The sequence below is a fragment of the Streptomyces sp. NPDC042336 genome (assembly GCF_055581985.1).
Window position 1 is genome coordinate 669,501 of sequence record NZ_JBVJEA010000001.1, and the last position, 19,323, is coordinate 688,823.

Annotated in this window: 14 protein-coding genes; 7 read left to right on the top strand and 7 right to left on the bottom strand. The window is 73.4% G+C overall.

Annotated features, from left to right (window positions below):
* Positions 1 to 5 precede the first annotated feature (5 nt).
* On the top strand, positions 6 to 749 hold the full coding sequence (locus ACZ6IM_RS03110) for an SDR family oxidoreductase (RefSeq protein ID WP_469553986.1): 744 nt from the start codon (positions 6 to 8) through the stop codon (positions 747 to 749).
* Here ACZ6IM_RS03110 and ACZ6IM_RS03115 read toward each other — a convergent pair.
* Together ACZ6IM_RS03115 and ACZ6IM_RS03120 are read right to left on the bottom strand one after the other, a co-directional pair.
* Complete coding sequence (locus ACZ6IM_RS03115) at positions 698 to 1,627, bottom strand: LysR family transcriptional regulator (RefSeq protein WP_469553988.1); 930 nt, start codon at positions 1,625 to 1,627, stop codon at positions 698 to 700. The genes ACZ6IM_RS03110 and ACZ6IM_RS03115 overlap by 52 nt on opposite strands.
* A 68-nt stretch (positions 1,628 to 1,695) precedes the next feature.
* A complete protein-coding gene (locus tag ACZ6IM_RS03120; protein WP_469553990.1) occupies positions 1,696 to 3,339 on the bottom strand; it encodes a M4 family metallopeptidase in 1,644 nt (547 codons plus the stop codon).
* A 166-nt stretch (positions 3,340 to 3,505) separates the two neighbouring features.
* Between ACZ6IM_RS03120 and ACZ6IM_RS03125 the strand changes: the two genes are divergently transcribed.
* Positions 3,506 to 3,925 carry a gamma-glutamylcyclotransferase family protein gene (locus ACZ6IM_RS03125; RefSeq protein WP_052842430.1) on the top strand — a complete coding sequence of 140 codons (420 nt, stop codon included), beginning with the start codon at positions 3,506 to 3,508 and terminating at the stop codon, positions 3,923 to 3,925.
* A gap of 6 nt (positions 3,926 to 3,931) precedes the next feature.
* Here the strand turns inward: ACZ6IM_RS03125 and ACZ6IM_RS03130 are convergent, their stop codons facing one another.
* Together ACZ6IM_RS03130 and ACZ6IM_RS03135 are read right to left on the bottom strand one after the other, a co-directional pair.
* Complete coding sequence (locus ACZ6IM_RS03130) at positions 3,932 to 6,073, bottom strand: molybdopterin oxidoreductase family protein (protein ID WP_052842429.1); 2,142 nt, start codon at positions 6,071 to 6,073, stop codon at positions 3,932 to 3,934.
* Between the two features lie 103 nt (positions 6,074 to 6,176).
* A complete protein-coding gene (locus ACZ6IM_RS03135) occupies positions 6,177 to 6,863 on the bottom strand; it encodes a SanA/YdcF family protein (RefSeq protein WP_052842428.1) in 687 nt (228 codons plus the stop codon).
* 167 nt (positions 6,864 to 7,030) lie between these two features.
* On the opposite strand from ACZ6IM_RS03135, the gene ACZ6IM_RS03140 reads away from it, so the two are divergent.
* The 5 genes from ACZ6IM_RS03140 to ACZ6IM_RS03160 all read left to right on the top strand — a co-directional run bounded on the left by ACZ6IM_RS03140 (position 7,031) and on the right by ACZ6IM_RS03160 (position 14,032).
* Positions 7,031 to 7,807: a sirohydrochlorin chelatase gene (locus ACZ6IM_RS03140; protein WP_469553991.1), complete on the top strand. Its 777-nt coding sequence runs from the start codon at positions 7,031 to 7,033 to the stop codon at positions 7,805 to 7,807.
* Positions 7,808 to 7,919: 112 nt separating this feature from the next.
* Positions 7,920 to 9,194: a deoxyguanosinetriphosphate triphosphohydrolase gene (locus ACZ6IM_RS03145; RefSeq protein WP_052842426.1), complete on the top strand. Its 1,275-nt coding sequence runs from the start codon at positions 7,920 to 7,922 to the stop codon at positions 9,192 to 9,194.
* A 170-nt stretch (positions 9,195 to 9,364) separates the two neighbouring features.
* Positions 9,365 to 10,630 carry an NAD(P)/FAD-dependent oxidoreductase gene (locus tag ACZ6IM_RS03150; RefSeq protein ID WP_469553993.1) on the top strand — a complete coding sequence of 422 codons (1,266 nt, stop codon included), beginning with the start codon at positions 9,365 to 9,367 and terminating at the stop codon, positions 10,628 to 10,630.
* Between the two features lie 163 nt (positions 10,631 to 10,793).
* Entirely contained in the window at positions 10,794 to 12,719 is a 1,926-nt protein-coding gene (dnaG, locus tag ACZ6IM_RS03155) for a DNA primase (protein ID WP_052842424.1), read from the top strand.
* A gap of 215 nt (positions 12,720 to 12,934) precedes the next feature.
* A complete protein-coding gene (locus ACZ6IM_RS03160; RefSeq protein ID WP_052842423.1) occupies positions 12,935 to 14,032 on the top strand; it encodes an RNA polymerase sigma factor in 1,098 nt (365 codons plus the stop codon).
* Positions 14,033 to 14,040: 8 nt separating this feature from the next.
* Here ACZ6IM_RS03160 and ACZ6IM_RS03165 read toward each other — a convergent pair whose 3' ends face one another.
* The 3 genes from ACZ6IM_RS03165 to ACZ6IM_RS03175 form a co-directional block, all read right to left on the bottom strand.
* Complete coding sequence (locus ACZ6IM_RS03165; protein WP_469553994.1) at positions 14,041 to 15,969, bottom strand: ABC transporter ATP-binding protein; 1,929 nt, start codon at positions 15,967 to 15,969, stop codon at positions 14,041 to 14,043.
* Positions 15,969 to 17,702: an ABC transporter ATP-binding protein gene (locus ACZ6IM_RS03170; protein ID WP_052842421.1), complete on the bottom strand. Its 1,734-nt coding sequence runs from the start codon at positions 17,700 to 17,702 to the stop codon at positions 15,969 to 15,971. Before ACZ6IM_RS03170 ends, ACZ6IM_RS03165 begins: the two co-directional genes overlap by 1 nt.
* Positions 17,703 to 17,841: 139 nt before the next feature.
* A complete protein-coding gene (locus tag ACZ6IM_RS03175) occupies positions 17,842 to 19,290 on the bottom strand; it encodes a xylulokinase (protein WP_052842420.1) in 1,449 nt (482 codons plus the stop codon).
* Positions 19,291 to 19,323 lie beyond the last annotated feature (33 nt).

A 19,323-nucleotide genomic window follows, 5' to 3' on the forward strand; every position in this document is an offset into this window, starting at 1 on the left:
CGGAAATGGGAATGTACAGCAACAAGAATGCCGTGATCACGGGTGGCGGCAGTGGAATGGGTCTCGCGATGGCGGAACTGCTGGTGGCCGGCGGAGCCCGCGTCGTGATCACCGGCCGTTCGCAGGCCACGCTCGACGCCGCGCGGGACCGGCTCGGCGACAACGCCGTGGCCGTCCGCGGCGACGTGGCCTCACTGCCGGACCTGGACGCCCTCGCCGACCGCGTGAAGGCCGAACTGGGCACGGTGGACGCCCTGTTCGTCAACGCCGGCGTCGCGGCCCTCACGCCGCTCGACTCGACGACCGAGGAGGCGTACGACGAGCTGTTCGCGATCAACGTCAAGGGTGCCTGGTTCACCGTGCAGAAGCTCGCCCCGCTGCTGAGCACGGGCGCCGGAGTCGTCCTCACCACCTCGGTCGCGAACGTCGTCGGCATGGCGGACACCAGCGTCTACGCGGCCGGGAAGGCGGCGCTGCGCTCGATGGCCCGCAGCTTCTCCCGCGAGCTGCTGCCCCGCGGCATCCGGGTCAACGCGGTCAGTCCGGGACCCGTCGACACGGGAGCCCTGGACGCGACGATGACCGCCGAGGAGGCCGAGCGGTTCAAGGCGGAACGGGTCGCGGACAACCCCATGCGGCGCTTCGGCACCCCCGAGGAGATCGCCCGGGCCGCCGCCTTCCTCGCCTTCGACGCCACCTACACGACCGGCGCCGAGCTGGCCGTGGACGGCGGCGCCACCCAGCTCTGAGCGAACCGGTACCAGGTCTCCTGCCGCAGGAACTCCAGCAGCGCCGTCTCCGCCGGGCCCGCGCCGGGCCGGACCGCGGCGACGACGGGCTGGGACACGGCCGGGGACACCGGCCGCACCAGGTGCTCGTGGCCGGGGGGCACCGCGGAGGCCGGGACGAACGTCACCCCGAGGCCGTGGGCGGCCCAGCGCACGGCCGTCGCCGTCTGGGAGACCCGGGCGACGGTGGTCGGGGAGAGCCCGTTCTCCCGGAGCACGTCCACCAGTACGCCGTCGAGGGCGCTGGCGGGGTCGAACCGCACCCACGGCTCCCGCTCCAGGTCCCGCAGCGCGACCCGGTCCGCGGCGAGCTGCGGGTGCCCGGCCGCCAGCACCACGACGAACTCCTCGTCGCCGAGGTGGTGGCCGTCGTACAGGCCCTCGTCGCACGGTCCGGCCATGATGGCGAGGTCCAGCACGCCGCCGCGGGCCAGCCGCTCCAGCTCGGTGGGGTTCGGCTCCTCGAAGACGGTGATCTCGAGCCGCGGGAAGCGGCGGCGCAGCGCGCTCAGGGCGCCCGGCAGCTGCCGCGTGCCCAGGCCCATCTGCACCGCGACCACCAGCTCGCCCGCCAGCTCCTCGGCGCCGGCCCGCGCCGTCGCACGCGCCCGGCGCGCCGCGTTCACCGCGACCTCCGCCTCCCGCAGGAAGGCGCGGCCGGCCACGGTGGGCACCAGCCCGGTCGGGGTGCGGGAGAACAGCTCCACGCCGAGGTCCCGCTCCAGGCCGCGGATCTGCTGGGACACCGAGGGCTGGGCGACGCGCAGCGCCTCGGCCGCGGCCGTCACCGAGCCCTCCTCGGCGACGGCCAGGGCGTACTCGAACTGCCTCAGGCTCATCGCGGCCGTCACCCCTCGCTTGTGGTCTCGCCGCAAGGGTAAGCGAGCGCGGGACGGCGCCGTCGCCGTCAGCCGACGTCCACCGCGCTCCACGCCGCGCCGACCGCGGCGTACTCGGCGCTGCCGGTGCCGTACAGGTCACCGGCCGCGCTCAGGGTGGCGGCGCGGGCGCCCGCGTAGTCGGTGGACGAGGTCATGTAGACCGTGAGCGCCCGGTACCAGATGTCGCCGAGCTTGTCCCGGCCGATACCGGAGACCGTGGAGCCGTCGCAGGTCGGCGAGTCGTAGGCCACGCCGCCCACGGTCCGCGCACCGCTGCCCTCGGCCAGCAGGTAGGCGAAGTGGTTGGCGACGCCGGAGGAGTAGTGGACGTCCAGGTCGCCCAGCGAGGTGCTCCAGCAGTCGGCCGAGCTGCCGTCCCGGCTCGGCCGGTCCAGGTAGCGCAGGGCGTCCCGGCCGAAACCGTCCCGGACGACCTTCTCGCCGATCAGGTAGTCCCCGGGGTCGGCGGAGCTGTCCGCGTGCCATTCCACGAGGGCGCCGAAGATGTCCGAGGTCGCCTCGTTGAGGCCGCCGGACTCGCCCGAGTACGTCAGGGCGGCCGTCTTCGACGTCACCCCGTGCGACATCTCGTGCCCGGCGACGTCCAGCGAGACCAGCGGCCCGAAGGCCGTCCCGTCACCGTCGCCGTAGGTCATGCAGAAGCAGCCGTCGTCCCAGAAGGCGTTGTTGTACCGGGTGCCGTAGTGCACGCGGTTGTACGAGCCCTTGCCGTCGCCCGCGATGCCGCGGCGCCCGTGGACGTCCTCGTAGTAGTCCCAGGTGGCGTCGGTGCCGTACTGCGCGTCCACCGCCGCCGAGACGCGGTCGTCCGCGTTCCCCGTGCCCCAGTGGTTGTCGGCGTCGGTGAACGGCGTGGCGGGCGCCCGGACCAGGCAGAGGGTGAGGAAGCACAGGTCGGTCCGGTTCTCCGCGTCACCCGTGTACGTGCCGCCGCGCGTCGGGTCCGTGAGCCGGTACGACGACCCCGACGGCGTCGTCTCCAGCGGCACCGTGCCTCCGTACAGCGACTTCCCGTCGCCGGACGCCGACTCGATGCTGTCCCAGGCGTCGATGCGGGCGCCGGTGCCCGCGTCGGTCAGCACGGTGCGCGCGACCGGGTTGCCGAGGGAGTCCAGTGCCGCGGCGTCGGTCCGCCAGGCCAGCTTCGGGGCGCCGTGCAGGGCGTCGACGACCAGCTCGGGCTCGGCGGTGAGCTTCCTCAGCAGCTCGCCCGGGTTGGCGGCGCGCAGCGCGTTCGCGGCCAGGCCGGCGGCCCTGGGCGCCGACAGCCTCGGGGTGACGGTGGGCGGGGAGAGCGGGGTGTCCGTCGCGCGGTCGGCGCCGCGGAAGTCGCCGTCGGGAGCGAGGTGGACGACGAAGTCGCCGCCGAGCACGGGGAGGTGGCGGTAGGTGCGGTCGTAGCGGACGTGCTGGGTGCCGTCCGCGTCGACGATGACGTCGCGGACCGCGGTGTCCTGGGCGTCCGTCAGGTCCAGGGCCGCGGCGTGGTCCGACAGGGCCGCCGCCGCGTGGCCGAGGGCGACGGCCCGGGACGGGCGGCCGGCGGCCGTGGCGCCGGGCGCGAGGGCGGCGATCAGCAGGGCCGCGGTGGTGGCGGCGGTACCGGCCAGGACGAGACGGGGGCCTCTGACGTGCCGTATTCGGCTCATCGGACTCCTTGTGGGGAGGAGCGCTCCAGGGCGCGTGGGGGAGGGGGAGTTGGGGGAGAGGGGGGAGGGGGTGATGTCGACTCAGGTTTAAAGGTCCATGACATGTCATGTCCATAGGTCCTCCGGTGAAGATCGCGGGAGGCATGGGGGGAGAGAATGACCCTCCGTGGACACCGCGCGACTTCCGTTCTTCGTCTACGGCACGCTGCGCCCCGGCGGCCGCAATCACGACGCCCTGCTGCGCGGACGCGTCCGCGCCGAGGAACCCGCACGGCTGCACGGAGCCGTGCTCTACGAGGGGCCCGGATACCCCTACGCCGTCGAGGCGGGCGAGGGGACCGTGCGCGGGGAGATCGTCACCGCCCGGCCGGCGGAGTACGACGCGCTGCTCGCCGAACTGGACCGGCTGGAGGAGTACGCGCCGGGCGACCCGCGCAACCTCTACGACCGCGTGGCCAGGACGGTCGTCAGGGACGGCGACGGGGCGTCCGTCCGGGCCTGGGTGTACGTCGCCGCGCCCGCGGTCGCCGGCCGGCTCAGGGCGCGCGGCCGCCGCGTCGAGGGCGGGGACTGGGCGGTGCGCTGACGGCTGCTACCGCGCCACCGTCTCCACCCGCACCGCGCACACCTTGAACTCCGGCATCCGCGAGGTCGGGTCCAGGGCCGGGTTGGTCAGCGTGTTGGCGCGGCCCGCGCCCGGCCAGTGGAAGGGCATGAACACGGTGTCGGGCCGGATGCCGGTGGTGATGCGGGCCGGTGCCACCGCTCGCCCCCGCCGGGACACGACCGCCAGCTCGTCGCCCTCCGCTGCCCCCAGCCGCGCCGCGAGCCGCGGGTGCAGCTCCACGAACGGGCCGGGCGCGGCGGCGTTCAGCTCGGCCACCCGCCGGGTCTGCGCGCCGGACTGGTACTGCGCCACGACCCGGCCCGTGGTGAGCAGCACGGGGTACTCGTCGTCCGGTTCCTCGGCGCTCGGCCGGTGCGCCACGGGCACGAAGCGGGCCCGGCCGTCGTCGGTGGCGAAGCGGTCCAGGAAGAGGCGCGGGCTGCCCGGGTGGGGCACGGCGTCGGCGTCGGCGGAGTCCGCGGCCGGCGCCGGGCAGGGCCAGAAGACACCGTTCTCCTCCGCCAGCCGGCGGTAGCCGATCCCGGAGTAGTCCGCCGGGCCGCCCGCGCTCGCCCGCCGCAGCTCCTCGAAGACCTCCTCGGGCTCGGTCGGGAAGCCCTTCTCCACGCCGAGCCGCCCGGCCAGCCCGTGCAGCACCTCAAGATCGCTGCGGACCCCGTCCGGCGGGGTGATCGCGCGCCGCCGCAGCAGCACCCGCCCCTCCAGGCTCGTCGTGGTCCCCGTCTCCTCCGCCCACTGCGTCACCGGCAGCACCACGTCCGCCAGTTCGGCCGTCTCGGAGAGCACCACGTCGCAGACGGCGAGGAAGTCCAGCGAGCGCAGCCGCTCCTCGACGTGCGCGGCGCGGGGCGCGGAGACGACCGGGTTGGACCCCATCACCAGCAGCGACCTGATGTCGGTGCCCAGCGCGTCCAGCAGTTCGTACGCGCTGCGCCCCGGCCCCGGAAGCGAGTCGGGGTCCACGCCCCACACCTCGGCGACGTGCCGCCGCGCCGCCGGGTCGGTCAGCTTGCGGTAGCCCGGCAACTGGTCGGCCTTCTGGCCGTGTTCGCGCCCGCCCTGCCCGTTGCCCTGCCCGGTCAGACAGCCGTACCCGGACAGCGGCCGCCCGGCCCGCCCGGTCGCCAGGCACAGGTTGATCCACGCGCCCACCGTGTCCGTGCCCTTGGACTGCTGCTCGGGCCCGCGCGCGGTGAGCACCATCGCAGCCTCGGGCGCGCAGAACAGCCGTACCGCCTCCCGCAGTTCGGGGACGGACACCCCCGTGATCCGCTCCACGTACTCCGGCCAGTGCGCCATCGCCGCCGCCCGCGCCTCCTCCCAGCCCGAGGTGCGCTCCTCGACGTAGTCCGCGTCGACGCGGCCCTCGGCGACGACCAGGTGCAGCATGCCCAGCGCGAGGGCGAGGTCGGTCCCGGGCCGGGGCGCGAGGTGCAGGTCGGCCTGCTCGGCGGTCTTCGTGCGGCGCGGGTCGACGACGATCAGCGTGCCGCCGTTTTCCCGCAGCTCGGTGAAGTAGCGCAGGGACGGCGGCATCGTCTCCGCCGGGTTGGACCCGACGAGGATCACGCACCCGGTCCTCGGGATGTCCTCCAGCGGGAACGGCAGCCCCCGGTCGAGTCCGAACGCCCTGGTCCCGGCCGCCGCGGCCGACGACATGCAGAACCGTCCGTTGTAGTCGATCTGCGAGGTGCCCAGTGCCACCCGGGCGAACTTGCCGAGCGCGTACGCCTTCTCGTTGGTCAGCCCGCCCCCGCCGAACACCCCGAGCGCGTCCGCGCCGTACCGCGCCCGCGTCCGCTCCAGGTTCCCGGCGATCCGGTCCAGCGCCTCGTCCCAGCCGGCCGGCACCAGCGCGCCGTCGTCCGACCGCACCAGCGGCGAGGTCAGCCGCGCCCCCGGCGCGAGCAGCTCCGGCGCGGTACGCCCCTTGCCGCACAGCGCGCCCCGGTTCACCGGGAAGTCCGCCCGCTCGGACACCTCGACGGTGCCGCCCTCGACGGGCGTCAGGTTCATCCCGCACTGCAGGGCGCAGTACGGGCAGTGCGTGGGCGTGGACGTGGCGGTGCCCGGGGCGGCGGTGCGGTGCGTGCCGGTGTTCTGCATGCCGCCCAGCCTGCGGCTTCCGTGTTACGCGACCGGGCGGCGCTCTGTTACACCGCCGGGACGGCGACCTCCCCGCCGCCGCCGGGCCGCGGTGAGGCAGGCGTCATCCGGCGTCGGCCAGGGCCCGCGCCACCCCCGGCTCACGGGGACCGAGGAAGTGCGGGTCCGGCTCGAAGACCGCGTCCAGCGCCGCCTTGCCCGCCGCGAGGATCTCCCGGGCACCCCCGTAGTACCAGGTCACGTCGTGCTCGTCGGCCACCCCGACCCCGTACGACGTCACCCCCGCCTCCTGGCACAGGGCGACCGCCCGCCGGATGTGGAAGCCCTGGCTGATCAGCACCGCCCGGTCGACGCCGAAGATCCGCTTGGCCCGGACGCAGGAGTCCCAGGTGTCGAACCCCGCGTAGTCGCTGACGATCCGCCCGTCCGGGACGCCGTGCCTGACCAGGTAGGCGCGCATGGCGTCCGGCTCGTCGTACTCCTCGCGGCTGTTGTCCCCGGTCACCAGCACCACCTCGATCCGGTCCGCCCGGTACAGCCGCGCCGCCGCGTCCAGCCGGTGCGCGAGGTACGGCGACGGCTCCCCGTCCCACAGCCCGGCGCCGAAGACGACCGCGACCTCGGTGCGCGGCACGTCGGCGACGGTGCGCAGCCGGTCGTCCGTGACCAGGCGCAGCCACGTGGCGGGCAGCAGGGCCAGCACGCACCCGGCCACGACCGCCCGTACCAGCCGCCGCCGCCCCTTCCGGGTGCGCGGCAGGCGCGGGCGGCGAAGTCTCGGGCGGCGCATCGAACGGTCCCCTCCTCGGTCGGTCCCTGACACCAGGGACGTCCGGGCGGGCCGTCCGGTTCACCCGGCATCGCTCACACGAGGGGGGCGGTGCCGTGTGAACCGACGGAAAATCCCCGTGACACCCACGCAACCGGGAGGCAACGTCCGGCGGCCACTCTCGGTACATGACGGCGACGACAGTGACGAGCAACAGGACCAGAGCGGCCACCGGCGGCACCCCCGCCCTGGTCGTCGTCGCCCACGGCAGCCGCGACCCCCGCGCGCTCAGCACCGTACGGGCCCTCCTGGACCGGGTCCGCGCCCTGCGCCCCGGACTGCCGGTGCACCTCGGCCACATTGAACTGAACGCCCCGCTCCTCCCCGACACCCTGGCCGCCCTCGGCGACGGGGAGGCGGTCCTCGTCCCCCTCCTGCTCAGCCGCGGCCACCACGTCGGACGGGACATCCCGGAGATGGCCGCCGCCGCACCGGCCCGCACCCGCGTGGCCGCCCCGCTCGGCCCGCACCCCCTGCTCGTCGACGCCCTGCACGACCGCCTCACCGAGGCCGGGTGGCCCGCGCACGCGGGCCCGGAACACGCCGTCGTCCTCGCCTCGGCGGGCTCCCGCGCCCCGGCCTCCCGCAGGGACACGGCCCGCACGGCGGCGCTCCTCGCCACCCGCCTCGGCGTCCCGGTCGTCCCCGCGTACGCCTCGGCGGCGACCCCGACGGTCCCGGAGGCCGTGCGCGCGCTGACCGCCCGGGGCCACCGCAGAGTGGCCGTCGCCTCCTGCTTCACGGCCCCGGGCCGCTTCGCGACCGAGTGCGCGGCGGCGGCCCCGTGGATCGCATCGGCCCCGTTGGGCACCCACCCGTCGATGGCCCACCTGCTCCTGCGCCGCTACGAAGAGACCAGGAAGACGCGCGGCACTTCTGAATGCCTGGCGATGGCCGCCCCCTGAGCGGCGCGGGGAACCGCGCGACAAGCCACGGACGGCCCGTGGTCGCACGACTGCAGAACCCGGCGGACGAGCAGGCCCCCGACTGTCACACCTTCCCCTTACTGTTCATGACATGGAAGGCACCGCACCCCCCACCCCGTACGACCCCGCATCAGTGGCCCGCTACGCCCCCGAACCCGACAAACGCCCCGGCCGCACCGCCTTCCAGCGCGACCGCGCCCGCATCCTGCACTCCTCCGCGCTGCGCCGCCTCGCCGGGAAGACACAGGTCGTCGCGCCGGGGGAGGGCAGCCCCGTATGGGACGCCAGCCCCCGCACCCGCCTCACGCACTCCCTGGAGTGCGCCCAGGTCGGCCGGGAGCTGGGCGCCGCCCTCGGCTGCGACCCGGACCTCGTGGAGGCGGCCTGCCTCGCGCACGACCTCGGCCACCCGCCCTTCGGACACAACGGCGAACAGGCGCTCAACGCCTTCGCCGAGGACTGCGGCGGCTTCGAGGGCAACGCCCAGTCCCTCCGCCTGCTCACCCGCATCGAGCCCAAGCGGTTCACCGAGGACGGCTCCGTCGGGCTCAACCTCACCCGCGCCACGCTCGACGCCGCGACCAAGTACCCGTGGCCGCGCGGCGCCCACCCGCACGACCCGCTCTCGCCCAAGTTCGGGGTGTACGACGACGACCGCCCCGTCTTCGAATGGCTCCGCAAGGACGCCCCCGACGCCCGCACCTGCTTCGAGGCCCAGGTCATGGACTGGGCCGACGACGTGGCGTACTCCGTGCACGACGTCGAGGACGGCCTGCACGCCGGTCACGTCGACCCGAACTGCCTGCTCGCCGACCCCGAGCGCGAGGCGGTCTTCGAGGCCGCCGTCGGCCGCTACGTCCCGGCCGGCACCGACCACGCCGAACTCGCCGCCGCCCTCGACCGGCTCCTCGCCCAGGACTGGTGGCCGCACGGCTACGACGGCTCCGCGGTCGCCCAGGCGCGGCTGAAGGACGCCACCAGCCAGCTCATCGGCCGTTTCTGCCTGGCCGCCGAGGCCGCCACCCGGGCGGCGTACGGCGGCGGCCGGCTCACCCGGTACACCGCCGAACTGGTGGTGCCCCGCGGGACCCGCATGGAGTGCGCCGTCCTCAAGGCGGTCGCCGTCCGCTACGTCATGCAGCGCACCGAGCAGGAGCGGCTCCGCGCCGACCAGCGGATCGTCGTCGCGGAGCTGGCCGAGGCGCTGACCGCCCGCGCACCCGACGGACTCGACCCCCAGTTCCGCGCCCTGTTCGACGCGGCCGACGGCGACCGGGCGCGCAAACGGGTGATCGTCGACCAGATCGCCTCCCTCACCGACGCCTCGGCCCGCTCGCTTCACGCCCGCCTGACGGGGCATCCATGAGACTGGCGGCGGGACGGGTGTGACCCGGCGGCGCCACGATCGCCCGGAAGGCGGTACTCGGGCGGTCGGAACGCTTCAGGTCGTGGCCTGATCGGGTCGTTCCCCCTTCCCGCACCACGCCGCGTGCGGGACGCTCGCATGTGGCGGCACCCTGACGAGGAGGCAAACAAGTGGTCGACGCGGATCAGACATTCGTCATCGTCGGAGGCGGCCTGGCGGGCGCGAAGGCGGCCGAGACACTCCGCACGGAGGGCTTCACCGGCCGGGTGATCCTCGTCTGCGACGAACGCGACCACCCCTACGAGCGCCCGCCGCTGTCCAAGGGCTTCCTGCTCGGCAAGGAGGAACGGGACAGCGTCTTCGTGCACGAGCCCGCCTGGTACGCGCGGCACGACATCGAGCTGCACCTCGGCCAGACGGTCGTCGCGATCGACCGCGCCGCCAAGACCGTCCACTACGGCGACGACGGCACCCACGTCAGGTACGACAAGCTGCTCATCGCGACCGGCGCCGAGCCCCGTCGCCTGGACGTCCCCGGCACCGACCTCGCGGGCGTCCACCACCTGCGCCGCCTGGCCCACGCCGAGCGCCTCAAGGGCGTCCTCGCCTCCCTCGGGCGGGACAACGGGCACCTGGTGATCGCCGGCGCGGGCTGGATCGGCCTGGAGGTCGCGGCCGCGGCCCGTGAGTACGGCGCGGAGGTCACCGTCATCGAGCCGTCCCCGACCCCGCTGCACGGCGTCCTCGGCCCCGAACTGGGCGCCGTCTTCGCCGAACTGCACGAGGCGCACGGCGTCCGCTTCCGCTTCGGCGTGAAGCTGACCGAGATCGTCGGCCAGGACGGCATGGTGCTGGCCGCCCGCACCGACGACGGCGAGGAACACCCCGCGCACGACGTGCTCGCCGCGATCGGCGCCGGCCCGCGCACCGCGCTCGCCCAGGCCGCCGGTCTGGAGATCGCCGACCGCGTGCACGGCGGCGGCATCGCCGTCGACGAGAACCTGCGCACCTCCGACCCCGACGTCTACGCGGCGGGCGACGTCGCCTCCTTCCACCACGCCCTCTTCGACACCAGCCTGCGTGTGGAGCACTGGGCCAACGCCCTGAACGGCGGCCCGGCCGCCGCCCGCGCGATGCTCGGCAAGGGCCTCGCCCAGGACCGCGTGCCCTACTTCTTCACCGACCAGTACGACCTGGGCATGGAGTACTCCGGCTGGGCGCCGGCCGGGTCGTACGACCAGGTGGTGATCCGCGGGGACGCGGCGAAGCGCGAGTTCATCGCCTTCTGGCTGAAGGAGGGGCGGGTGCTGGCCGGGATGAACGTCAACGTGTGGGACGTCACGGAGCCGATCCAGCAGCTGATCCGCTCGAAGACCCGGGTGGACCCGGAGGCGCTGGCGAACCCGCACGTAGCGCTGGAAAGCCTCGTCGCCTAGCTGCCGTACCGTCGCCGACCCCGACTCCCGGGGACAGCCCCCGGACCCCCGGCCGAACCCCGGGGGTACCGCGCCGGACAGCCGCCGCGCGGCGAGACGCACCGCCGGCGGAGCCCGCCCGGCCGGGCCCGGACATGTCGGTGCCGCCCCGTAGACTTCACGCGTGGCAGGACGGATCAACGACGAGGACGTGAAGGCGGTACGGGACGCGGTCCCGATCGACGCCGTCGTCTCGGAGTACCTCCAGCTGCGCAACGCGGGCGGCGGCAACCTGAAGGGGCTGTGCCCCTTCCACGACGAGAAGTCGCCGTCCTTCCAGGTCAGTCCGAGCAAGGGGTTCTTCCACTGCTTCGGCTGCCAGGAGGGCGGCGACACCATCACGTTCGTGATGAAGATCGACCACCTCACCTTCTCGGAGGCGGTCGAGCGCCTGGCCGGCCAGGCCGGCATCACCCTGCGGTACGAGGAGGGCGGGTACAACCCGGCGCACCAGCGCGGCGAGCGCATCCGCCTGGTCGAGGCCCACAAGATCGCCGCCCAGTGGTACGCGGAGCAGCTGGCGACCGGCCCCGAGGCGGACACCGGCCGCGCCTTCCTCGCCGACCGCGGCTTCGACCAGGCCGCCGCCGAGCACTTCGGCGTCGGCTACAGCCCCCAGGGCTGGGACCACCTCACCCGCTACCTGCGCGGCAAGGGCTTCAGCGACAAGGAGCTGCTGCTCTCCGGCCTTGCCCAGGAAGGCCGCCGCGGCCCCATCGACCGCTTCCGCGGCCGGCTGATGTGGCCCATCCGCGACATCGGCGGCGACGTCGTCGGCTTCGGCGCCCGCAAGCTCTACGAGTCGGACAACGGCCCGAAGTACCTGAACACCCCCGACACCGCGATCTACAAGAAGTCCCAGGTCCTCTACGGCATCGACCTCGCCAAGAAGGACATCGCGAAGGCGTCCCGCGCCGTGGTCGTCGAGGGCTACACCGACGTCATGGCCTGCCACCTCGCCGGGGTCACCACCGCCATCGCCACCTGCGGCACCGCCTTCGGCGGCGACCACATCAAGATCCTGCGCCGGCTGCTGATGGACAACGGCTCGGCCCGCGTGATCTTCACCTTCGACGGCGACGCGGCCGGACAGAAGGCGGCCCTGCGCGCCTTCGAGGACGACCAGAAGTTCGCCGCCGAGACGTACATCGCCATCGCCCCCGACGGCATGGACCCCTGTGACCTGCGCCTGGCCAAGGGCGACGACGCGGTCGCCGACCTGGTCGAGCCGCGCACCCCGCTCTTCGAGTTCGCCCTGCGCCAGATCGTCTCCCGCTACGACCTGGACACCCCGGCCGGCCGCGCCTCGGCGCTCGACGAGGCCGCCCCGGTCGTCGCCCGGATCAAGAACAGCGGCGCCCAGCACGAGGTCGCCGTGCAGCTCGCCGGGATGCTCGGCATCCTCGACACCCAGTTCGTGGTCAAGCGGATCGCCCAGCTGGCCCGCTGGGCCCGCGACCGCGGCGGCAAGGGCCCCGCCCCCGACCAGCGGCAGCGCGGCAGCGGCCCGCAGCAGCAGGCCGGGCCCGCCCGGACCGCCCCCCGGGGCCCCGCCCTCAACCTCCGCAACCCGGTCTTCGCCACCGAGCGTGAGCTGCTCAAGCTCGCCCTCCAGCGCCCCGAGCTGGTCTCCCCGGCCTTCGACGCGTACGGCGTCGACGAGTTCACCGCCCCGCCCTACGCCGCCGTACGCGAGGCGATCATGGAGGCGGGCGGCGCCGAGTTCGGCGTCCAGGACCCGCAGGACTACCTGGTCCGGGTCCGCGAGGCCGCCCCCGACGACGCCGTCCGCGCCATGGTCACCGAACTCGCGGTCGAGGCGATCATGCTGCACCGCGGCGTCAAGGGCGTCGACGAGGTCTACGCGGGCGCCCAGCTCGTCACGGTCCGCCGCCGGGCCGTCGAGCGCCGCATCCGCGACATCACCGGCCGCCTCACCCGCCTGTCCGGCCACGGCGACCCGGCCGAACTGGCCGCCGTGCAGAACGAGCTGTGGATCCTCCAGCAGTACGACCAAAACCTGCGCGAACACGGCGCCGCCGCGCTCTAGGACCGACCCGGGGAACACCCGCGGGCCACCCCTCGGTCACGGCGCGGACGCAAAAAGTCACCGCACGCCCCTCGTGGCGGTGATGTGTCGTACCCCACACTGGGGGCGGTGCCCGAGGGCACGCGTGCGAGGCGGACAGCGGCGAGCGAGCCGGCTCCGCCCCCGTCGTACCGCCGCCGGCCCCCGCCGGCCGCGTCCATCCTGGAGGTCGCCCCGTGCAGACCCAGACCCTCACCCAGACCGACACCGGTACCGGCGGCGCGGAGCCGGACGCGGAGCGCGACGTGCTCGTCGCGATGCCCGCGCAACCCGGTGCCGGGGCGGCCGGACACCACCCCGGCGCCCCCGAGGACGTGCCCGAGCCCCCGGAACCGCCGCCGCCCACCCGTACGGAGTCCGGCGGCCCCTCCTCCGACCTGTTCCGGCAGTACCTGCGCGAGATCGGGCGGATTCCGCTGCTGTCCGCGGCCGAGGAGGTCGACCTCGCCCGGCGGGTGGAGGCCGGGCTGTTCGCCGAGGAGAAGCTGCGGCGCACCCCCGACCTCGACAGCCGCCTCGCCCACGACCTCGACCGGCTCGTCGTCATGGGCCGCCTCGCCAAGCGCCGCCTGATCGAGGCCAACCTGCGGCTCGTGGTGTCGGTGGCCAAGCGGTACGTCGGCCGCGGGCTGACCATGCTGGACCTGGTCCAGGAGGGCAACCTGGGCCTGATCCGGGCGGTCGAGAAGTTCGACTACGCCCGGGGCTACAAGTTCTCCACCTACGCCACCTGGTGGATCCGCCAGGCCATGTCCCGCGCCCTGGCCGACCAGGCCCGCACCATCCGCGTCCCCGTCCACGTCGTGGAGCTGATCAACCGGGTCGTCCGCGTCCAGCGCCGGATGCTCCAGGAACGCGGCTACGAGCCCACCCCGCAGGAGGTCGCCGCCCACCTGGACCTGGCCCCCGAGCGCGTCGGCGAGGTGCTGCGCCTGGCCCAGGAGCCGGTGTCCCTGTACGCCCCGGTCGGCGAGGAGGACGACGTCGCCCTCGGTGACCTCATCGAGGACGGCGACGCCGCCAGCCCCGTCGAGTCGGCCGCGTTCCTGCTGCTGCGCCAGCACCTGGACGCGGTGCTCTCCACCCTCGGCGAACGCGAACGCAAGGTCGTCCAGCTCCGCTACGGCCTGGTCGACGGCCGCCCCCGCACCCTGGAGGAGATCGGCCGCCTCTTCGGCGTCACCCGCGAACGCATCCGCCAGATCGAGTCCAAGACCCTCAACAAACTCCGCGACCACGCCTACGCGGACCAGCTGAGGGGCTATCTGGAGTAAGAGCGCGGTCAGCCCACCTCGGCCACCGCCTGCGCGAACTGGGCCTTGTACAGCCGCGCGTACGCACCCCCGGCCGCGAGCAGCTCGGAGTGCGCCCCCTGCTCCACGATCGCCCCGTCCTCCATCACCAGGATCGTGTCCGCGTCCCGGATCGTCGACAGCCGGTGCGCGATCACGAACGACGTCCGCCCGTGCGCCAGCTTCGCCATCGCCTTCTGGATCAGCACCTCCGTCCGCGTGTCCACGGACGACGTCGCCTCGTCGAGGACCAGGATCACCGGGTCGGACAGGAACGCCCGCGCGATGGTGATCAGCTGCTTCTCACCCGCGCTCACCCCCGTGCCCTCGTCGTCGATCACCGTGTCGTAGCCGTCGGGCAGCGTCCGTACGAACCGGTCGGCGTGCGCCGCCCGCGCGGCCTCCTCGATCTCCCCGCGGGTGACCTCCCGCGACGCCCCGTACGCGATGTTCTCCGCGATGGTGCCGCCGAACAGCCAGGTGTCCTGGAGCACCATGCCGATGCCGGCCCGCAGCTCGTCCCGGGACATCTTCGCTATGTCGACGCCGTCCAGGGTGATCCGGCCGCCGGACACCTCGTAGAACCGCATCAGCAGGTTGACCAGCGTGGTCTTGCCCGCGCCCGTCGGGCCGACGATGGCGACCGTGTGACCCGGCTCCACCTTCAGCGACAGATCCTCGATCAGCGGCTTCTCCGGGTCGTAGCGGAAGGACACGTGGTCCAGCTCCACCCGGCCGCGCAGGTCCTCGGGCCGCACGCCCGGGATCGGGTCCGCCGACTGCTCCTCGGCGTCCAGCAGCTCGAAGATCCGCTCCGCCGACGCCACGCCGGACTGCACCAGGTTCGCCATCGAGGCGACCTGCGTCAGAGGCATCGAGAACTGCCGGGAGTACTGGATGAAGGCCTGCACGTCGCCGATGGACAGCTGGCCCGAGGCCACCCGCAGCCCGCCGACCACCGCGACCAGCACGTAGTTCAGGTTGGACACGAACATCATCAGCGGCTGCATGATGCCGCTGTTGAACTGCGCCTTGAACCCGGCCTCGTAGAGCGCGTCGTTCTGCTCGGCGAACTGCTCGGCCGACTCCTCCTGCCGCCCGAACACCTTCACCAGCGCGTGCCCGGTGTACATCTCCTCGATGTGCGCGTTCAGCTGCCCCGTCGAGCGCCACTGCTGCACGAACTGCGGCTGCGACCGCTTGCCCACCCGCGTGGCCACCACGAACGACAGCGGCACCGTCACCAGCGCGACCAGCGCCAGGATCCAGGAGACGTAGAACATCATCGCCAGCACACCGATGATGGTGAGCAGCGAGTTGATCAGCTGGCCCATCGACTGCTGGAGCGTCTGCCCGATGTTGTCGATGTCGTTGGTGGCGCGGCTGAGCACCTCACCGCGCTGGCGCTTGTCGAAGTACGACAGCGGCAGCCGGGACAGCTTGGTCTGCACGTCCTCGCGCAGCCGGAACATCGTCCGGTTCACCGCGCGGTTCACCAGCCGCGTGGCCACCGCCATCAGCAGCCCGGCCACCGCGAACGTCGCCAGCGCGAGCAGCAGCACCTCGCCCACCGCGCCGAAGTCGATGCCCTGGCCCGGGGTGAAGTCCGTGCTGCGGAGCATGTCGGCGACATTGCCGTCACCGCGCTCCCGCATGGAGGCGAGGACCTGCTCCTTCGTGGCACCCGACGGCATGTCCCGCCCGACGATGCCCGCGAAGACCAGGTCGGTGGCCCGGCCGAGGATCTTCGGCCCCACCACGTTGAGGCCGACGCTGACGACGACGCACGCCAGCAGCGTGAACAGCGTCGCCCGCTCCGGCCGGAACTGGGCGACGAGCCGTTTGCCCGACCCCTTGAAGTCCATCGAACGCTGGTCGGGTCCGCCCCCGGCCATCATGCGACCCGCAGGCCCGGCCATCAGGCAGCCTCCGCTTCCGTCAGCTGGGAGAGCACGATCTCCCGGTAGGTCTCGTTGTCCGCCATCAGCTCGTGGTGCCGGCCCACGCCGACCACCCGCCCCTCGTCCAGCACGACGATCCGGTCCGCGTCCCGGATGGTCGCCACCCGCTGCGCCACGATCACCACCGTCGCCTCGGCGGTCTCCTGCGCCAGCTCGGCCCGCAGCGCCGCGTCGGTGGCGTAGTCGAGGGCGGAGAAGGAGTCGTCGAAGAGGTAGATCTCCGGGCGCTGGACCAGCGTCCGGGCGATGGCGAGCCGCTGCCGCTGACCGCCCGACACGTTGGTGCCGCCCTGCGCGATCGGCGCGTCGAGCCCGCCCTCCAGCTCGGAGACGAAGTCCTTGGCCTGCGCCACCTTCAGCGCGTGCCACAGCTCCTCGTCGGTGGCGTCCGGATTGCCGTAGCGCAGATTGGTCGCGACCGTGCCGGCGAAGAGGTACGGCTTCTGCGGCACCAGGCTCACGACCTTGGCCAGCGTCTTCGGGTCGACGGTCCGCACGTCCACCCCGTCGACCAGCACCTCGCCCTCGGTGGCGTCGAAGAGGCGGGGGACCAGGCCCAGCAGCGTCGACTTGCCGCTGCCGGTCGAGCCGATGACGGCGGTCGTCTCGCCCGGCTTGGCCACCAGGCCGATGTTCCTGAGCACCGGCTCCTCGGCCCCCGGGTAGCGGAAGCCCGCCTCCCGGATCTCCAGGTGCCCGTGCCTGCGCAGCTCGGTGACCGGGGCCAGGGGCGGCACGACGCTGCTCTCGGTCTCCAGGACCTCCTGGATGCGCTCGGCGCACACCTCCGCGCGCGGCACCATCATGAACATGAAGGTGGCCATCATCACGGACATGACGATCTGCATGAGGTAGGCGAGGAACGCGGTCAGGTCGCCGATCTGCATCCCGCCGCTGTCGATCCGGTGGGCGCCGAACCACACCACCGCGATCGACGACAGGTTCACCACCGTCATGACCACCGGGAACATCAGCGCGAGCAGGTTGCCGGTGCCGAGGGCCACCTCGGTCAGCTCGGTGTTGGCCTTCCGGAAGCGCTGCTGCTCGTACTCGTCGCGCACGAAGGCGCGGATGACGCGGTTGCCGGTGATCTGCTCGCGCAGCACCCGGTTCACCGTGTCGAGGCGCACCTGCATCTTCCGGAACAGCGGGCGCAGCCTCCGCACGATCAGCGTGACGCAGATCGCCAGCACCGGCACGACCCCGAGCAGCACCCCGGACAGCGGCACGTCCAGACCGAGCGCCATCACGATGCCGCCCACGCACATGATCGGCGCCGACGCCATCAGCGTGAACGTCATCAGGGCCAGCATCTGGACCTGCTGGACGTCGTTGGTGGTCCGGGTGATCAGCGAGGGCGCGCCGAAGTGGCCCACCTCGCGCGCCGAGAAGGACTGCACCCGGTCGAAGACGGCACCCCGCACGTCCCGGCCGAGGGCGGCCGCGGTGCGCGCGCCGTAGAAGACGGCACCGATGTTGCAGACCACCTGGGCCAGCGAGATGCCGATCATCAGGGCGCCGTAGCTCAGGATGTAGCCCGAGTCACCCTTCACGACACCGTCGTCGATGATGTCCGCGTTCAGGGTCGGCAGGTAGAGGGAGGCACAGGTCTGCAGGAACTGCAGCGCCACCAGCAGGGCGATGGGTTTCTTGTAGGGCCTGAGATAGGTCCGCAGTAGTCGTATGAGCACACTGAGTCTCTCGGAGTCGGCGACAGGGGCCGCGGTTGGTTGCCCCTGGCCCCTATCGTCGAACACTCCACCCGCGTTACCTAAACCGATTAACCCAAGAGCGCGGCAAATTCCGGCCTACGGGCGGTAAGCCTCCGCTTCACAGCGCGCCGGGGTGCGTCTGCTCGCGCACCGACACGAACTGCTGGCGCACGGCCTGCCCCACCGCCAGCTCCTCGCCCGGCTCCAGGACCTGCGCCACCGCGCCCCGCCAGACCGGGGGAGTGCGCGGGTCCAGCGTGCCCCGGGAGACGCCCAGCGCCCAGGCCGCCTGGCGGGCCGAGCCGATCGCCGCGTAGTCCGCCGGCTGCGGCACGACGACCTGCGTCCCGAACAGCGCCGGCGCCGCCGCCTGCACGGCCGGCAGCTCGGCCGCCGCGCCGAGCAGGAACACCCGCCGTACGTCCACGCCCCGGCCGCGCAGTACGTCCAGGGCGTCGGCGAGACCGCACAGCATCCCCTCGAACGCGGCCCGCGCCAGGTGCTCCGGCCTCATCGACTCGCGCCGGAGACCGGCCAGGGTGCCCGCGGTGTGCGGCAGGTTGGGCGTCCGCTCACCCTCCAGATAGGGGAGCAGCACCAGCCCGTGCGACCCGGGCGTCGACTTCATCGCCAGCTCGGACAGGCTCTCCAGGTCCGGCACCCCGAGCAGTTCGGCGGTCCCGCGCAGGGCACGTACGGCGTTCAGGGTGGTGACGACCGGCAGGTGCATGCCGGTGGCGTCCGCCAGGGCGGTGATCATCCCGGACTGGTCGACGAGCGGCTCGGTGTGCACGGCCATCACGGACCCGGACGCGCCCAGCGACACCACCGCGTCGCCGAGGCCGATCCCGAGCCCGAAGGCGGCGGCCTGGGTCTCACCGGTGCCCGCGGAGATCAGCAGCCCCTCCGGCGTCGTACCGGCCGCGTCGGCCGGGCCGATCACCTCCGGCAGCACCGCCTGGTGCCCGAGCGCCAGCTCGACCAGGTCCGGCCGGTAACCGCCGGTCGCCGCCGACCAGTACCCGGTGCCCGACGCCCCGCCCCGGTCGGTGCTCCGCCGGGCCGGCCGCCCGAGCAGCTGCCACACCAGCCAGTCGTGAGCCTGCAGCAGTACGGCGGTCCGCGCGGCGGCCTCCGGCTCGTTCCGCGCCAGCCAGCGCAGCTTCGTCACCGGCTGCCCGGCCTGCGGCACCGAGCCCACGGCCTGCGCCCAGGCCTCCCGCCCGCCGAGCGCGTCGATCAGGTCGGCCGCCGCCACCTGGGAGCGCTTGTCGCCGCCGACCATGGCCGGGCGCACGGTGTTGCCCTGCGCGTCCAGCGGCACGACCGAGTTGGCCTGCGCCGACACGCCGATGGCCTGCACGCCCTCCAGGAGCCCGCCGCCGGCCGCCTCCCCGAGGGAGAGGAGCCAGGCCTGCGGATCGACGTCCGCGGGCCTGCCCCCGCCCTCGGGGCTCTCCAGCGGGTGCGGCGCGTAGCCCTGGCGCAGCACGGCACCCGTGTCCGAATCGCAGACGACGATACGCGTGAAATCGGGCGAACTGTCCAACCCGGCGACTATCCCCATACCCGAAATTCTGCCGCACCGGCCGAGGTCCCC

Bases quoted from the DNA above. Each gene is read 5' to 3' on its own strand.
- ACZ6IM_RS03165 (WP_469553994.1), bottom strand. From the start codon at position 15,969: ATGGCCGGGCCTGCGGGTCGCATGATGGCCGGGGGCGGACCCGACCAG.
- ACZ6IM_RS03110 (WP_469553986.1), top strand. From the start codon at position 6: ATGGGAATGTACAGCAACAAGAATGCCGTGATCACGGGTGGCGGCAGT.
- ACZ6IM_RS03145 (WP_052842426.1), top strand. From the start codon at position 7,920: ATGGAAGGCACCGCACCCCCCACCCCGTACGACCCCGCATCAGTGGCC.
- ACZ6IM_RS03140 (WP_469553991.1), top strand. From the start codon at position 7,031: ATGACGGCGACGACAGTGACGAGCAACAGGACCAGAGCGGCCACCGGC.
- ACZ6IM_RS03120 (WP_469553990.1), bottom strand. From the start codon at position 3,339: ATGAGCCGAATACGGCACGTCAGAGGCCCCCGTCTCGTCCTGGCCGGT.
- ACZ6IM_RS03175 (WP_052842420.1), bottom strand. From the start codon at position 19,290: ATGGGGATAGTCGCCGGGTTGGACAGTTCGCCCGATTTCACGCGTATC.
- ACZ6IM_RS03115 (WP_469553988.1), bottom strand. From the start codon at position 1,627: ATGAGCCTGAGGCAGTTCGAGTACGCCCTGGCCGTCGCCGAGGAGGGC.
- ACZ6IM_RS03130 (WP_052842429.1), bottom strand. From the start codon at position 6,073: ATGCAGAACACCGGCACGCACCGCACCGCCGCCCCGGGCACCGCCACG.
- ACZ6IM_RS03135 (WP_052842428.1), bottom strand. From the start codon at position 6,863: ATGCGCCGCCCGAGACTTCGCCGCCCGCGCCTGCCGCGCACCCGGAAG.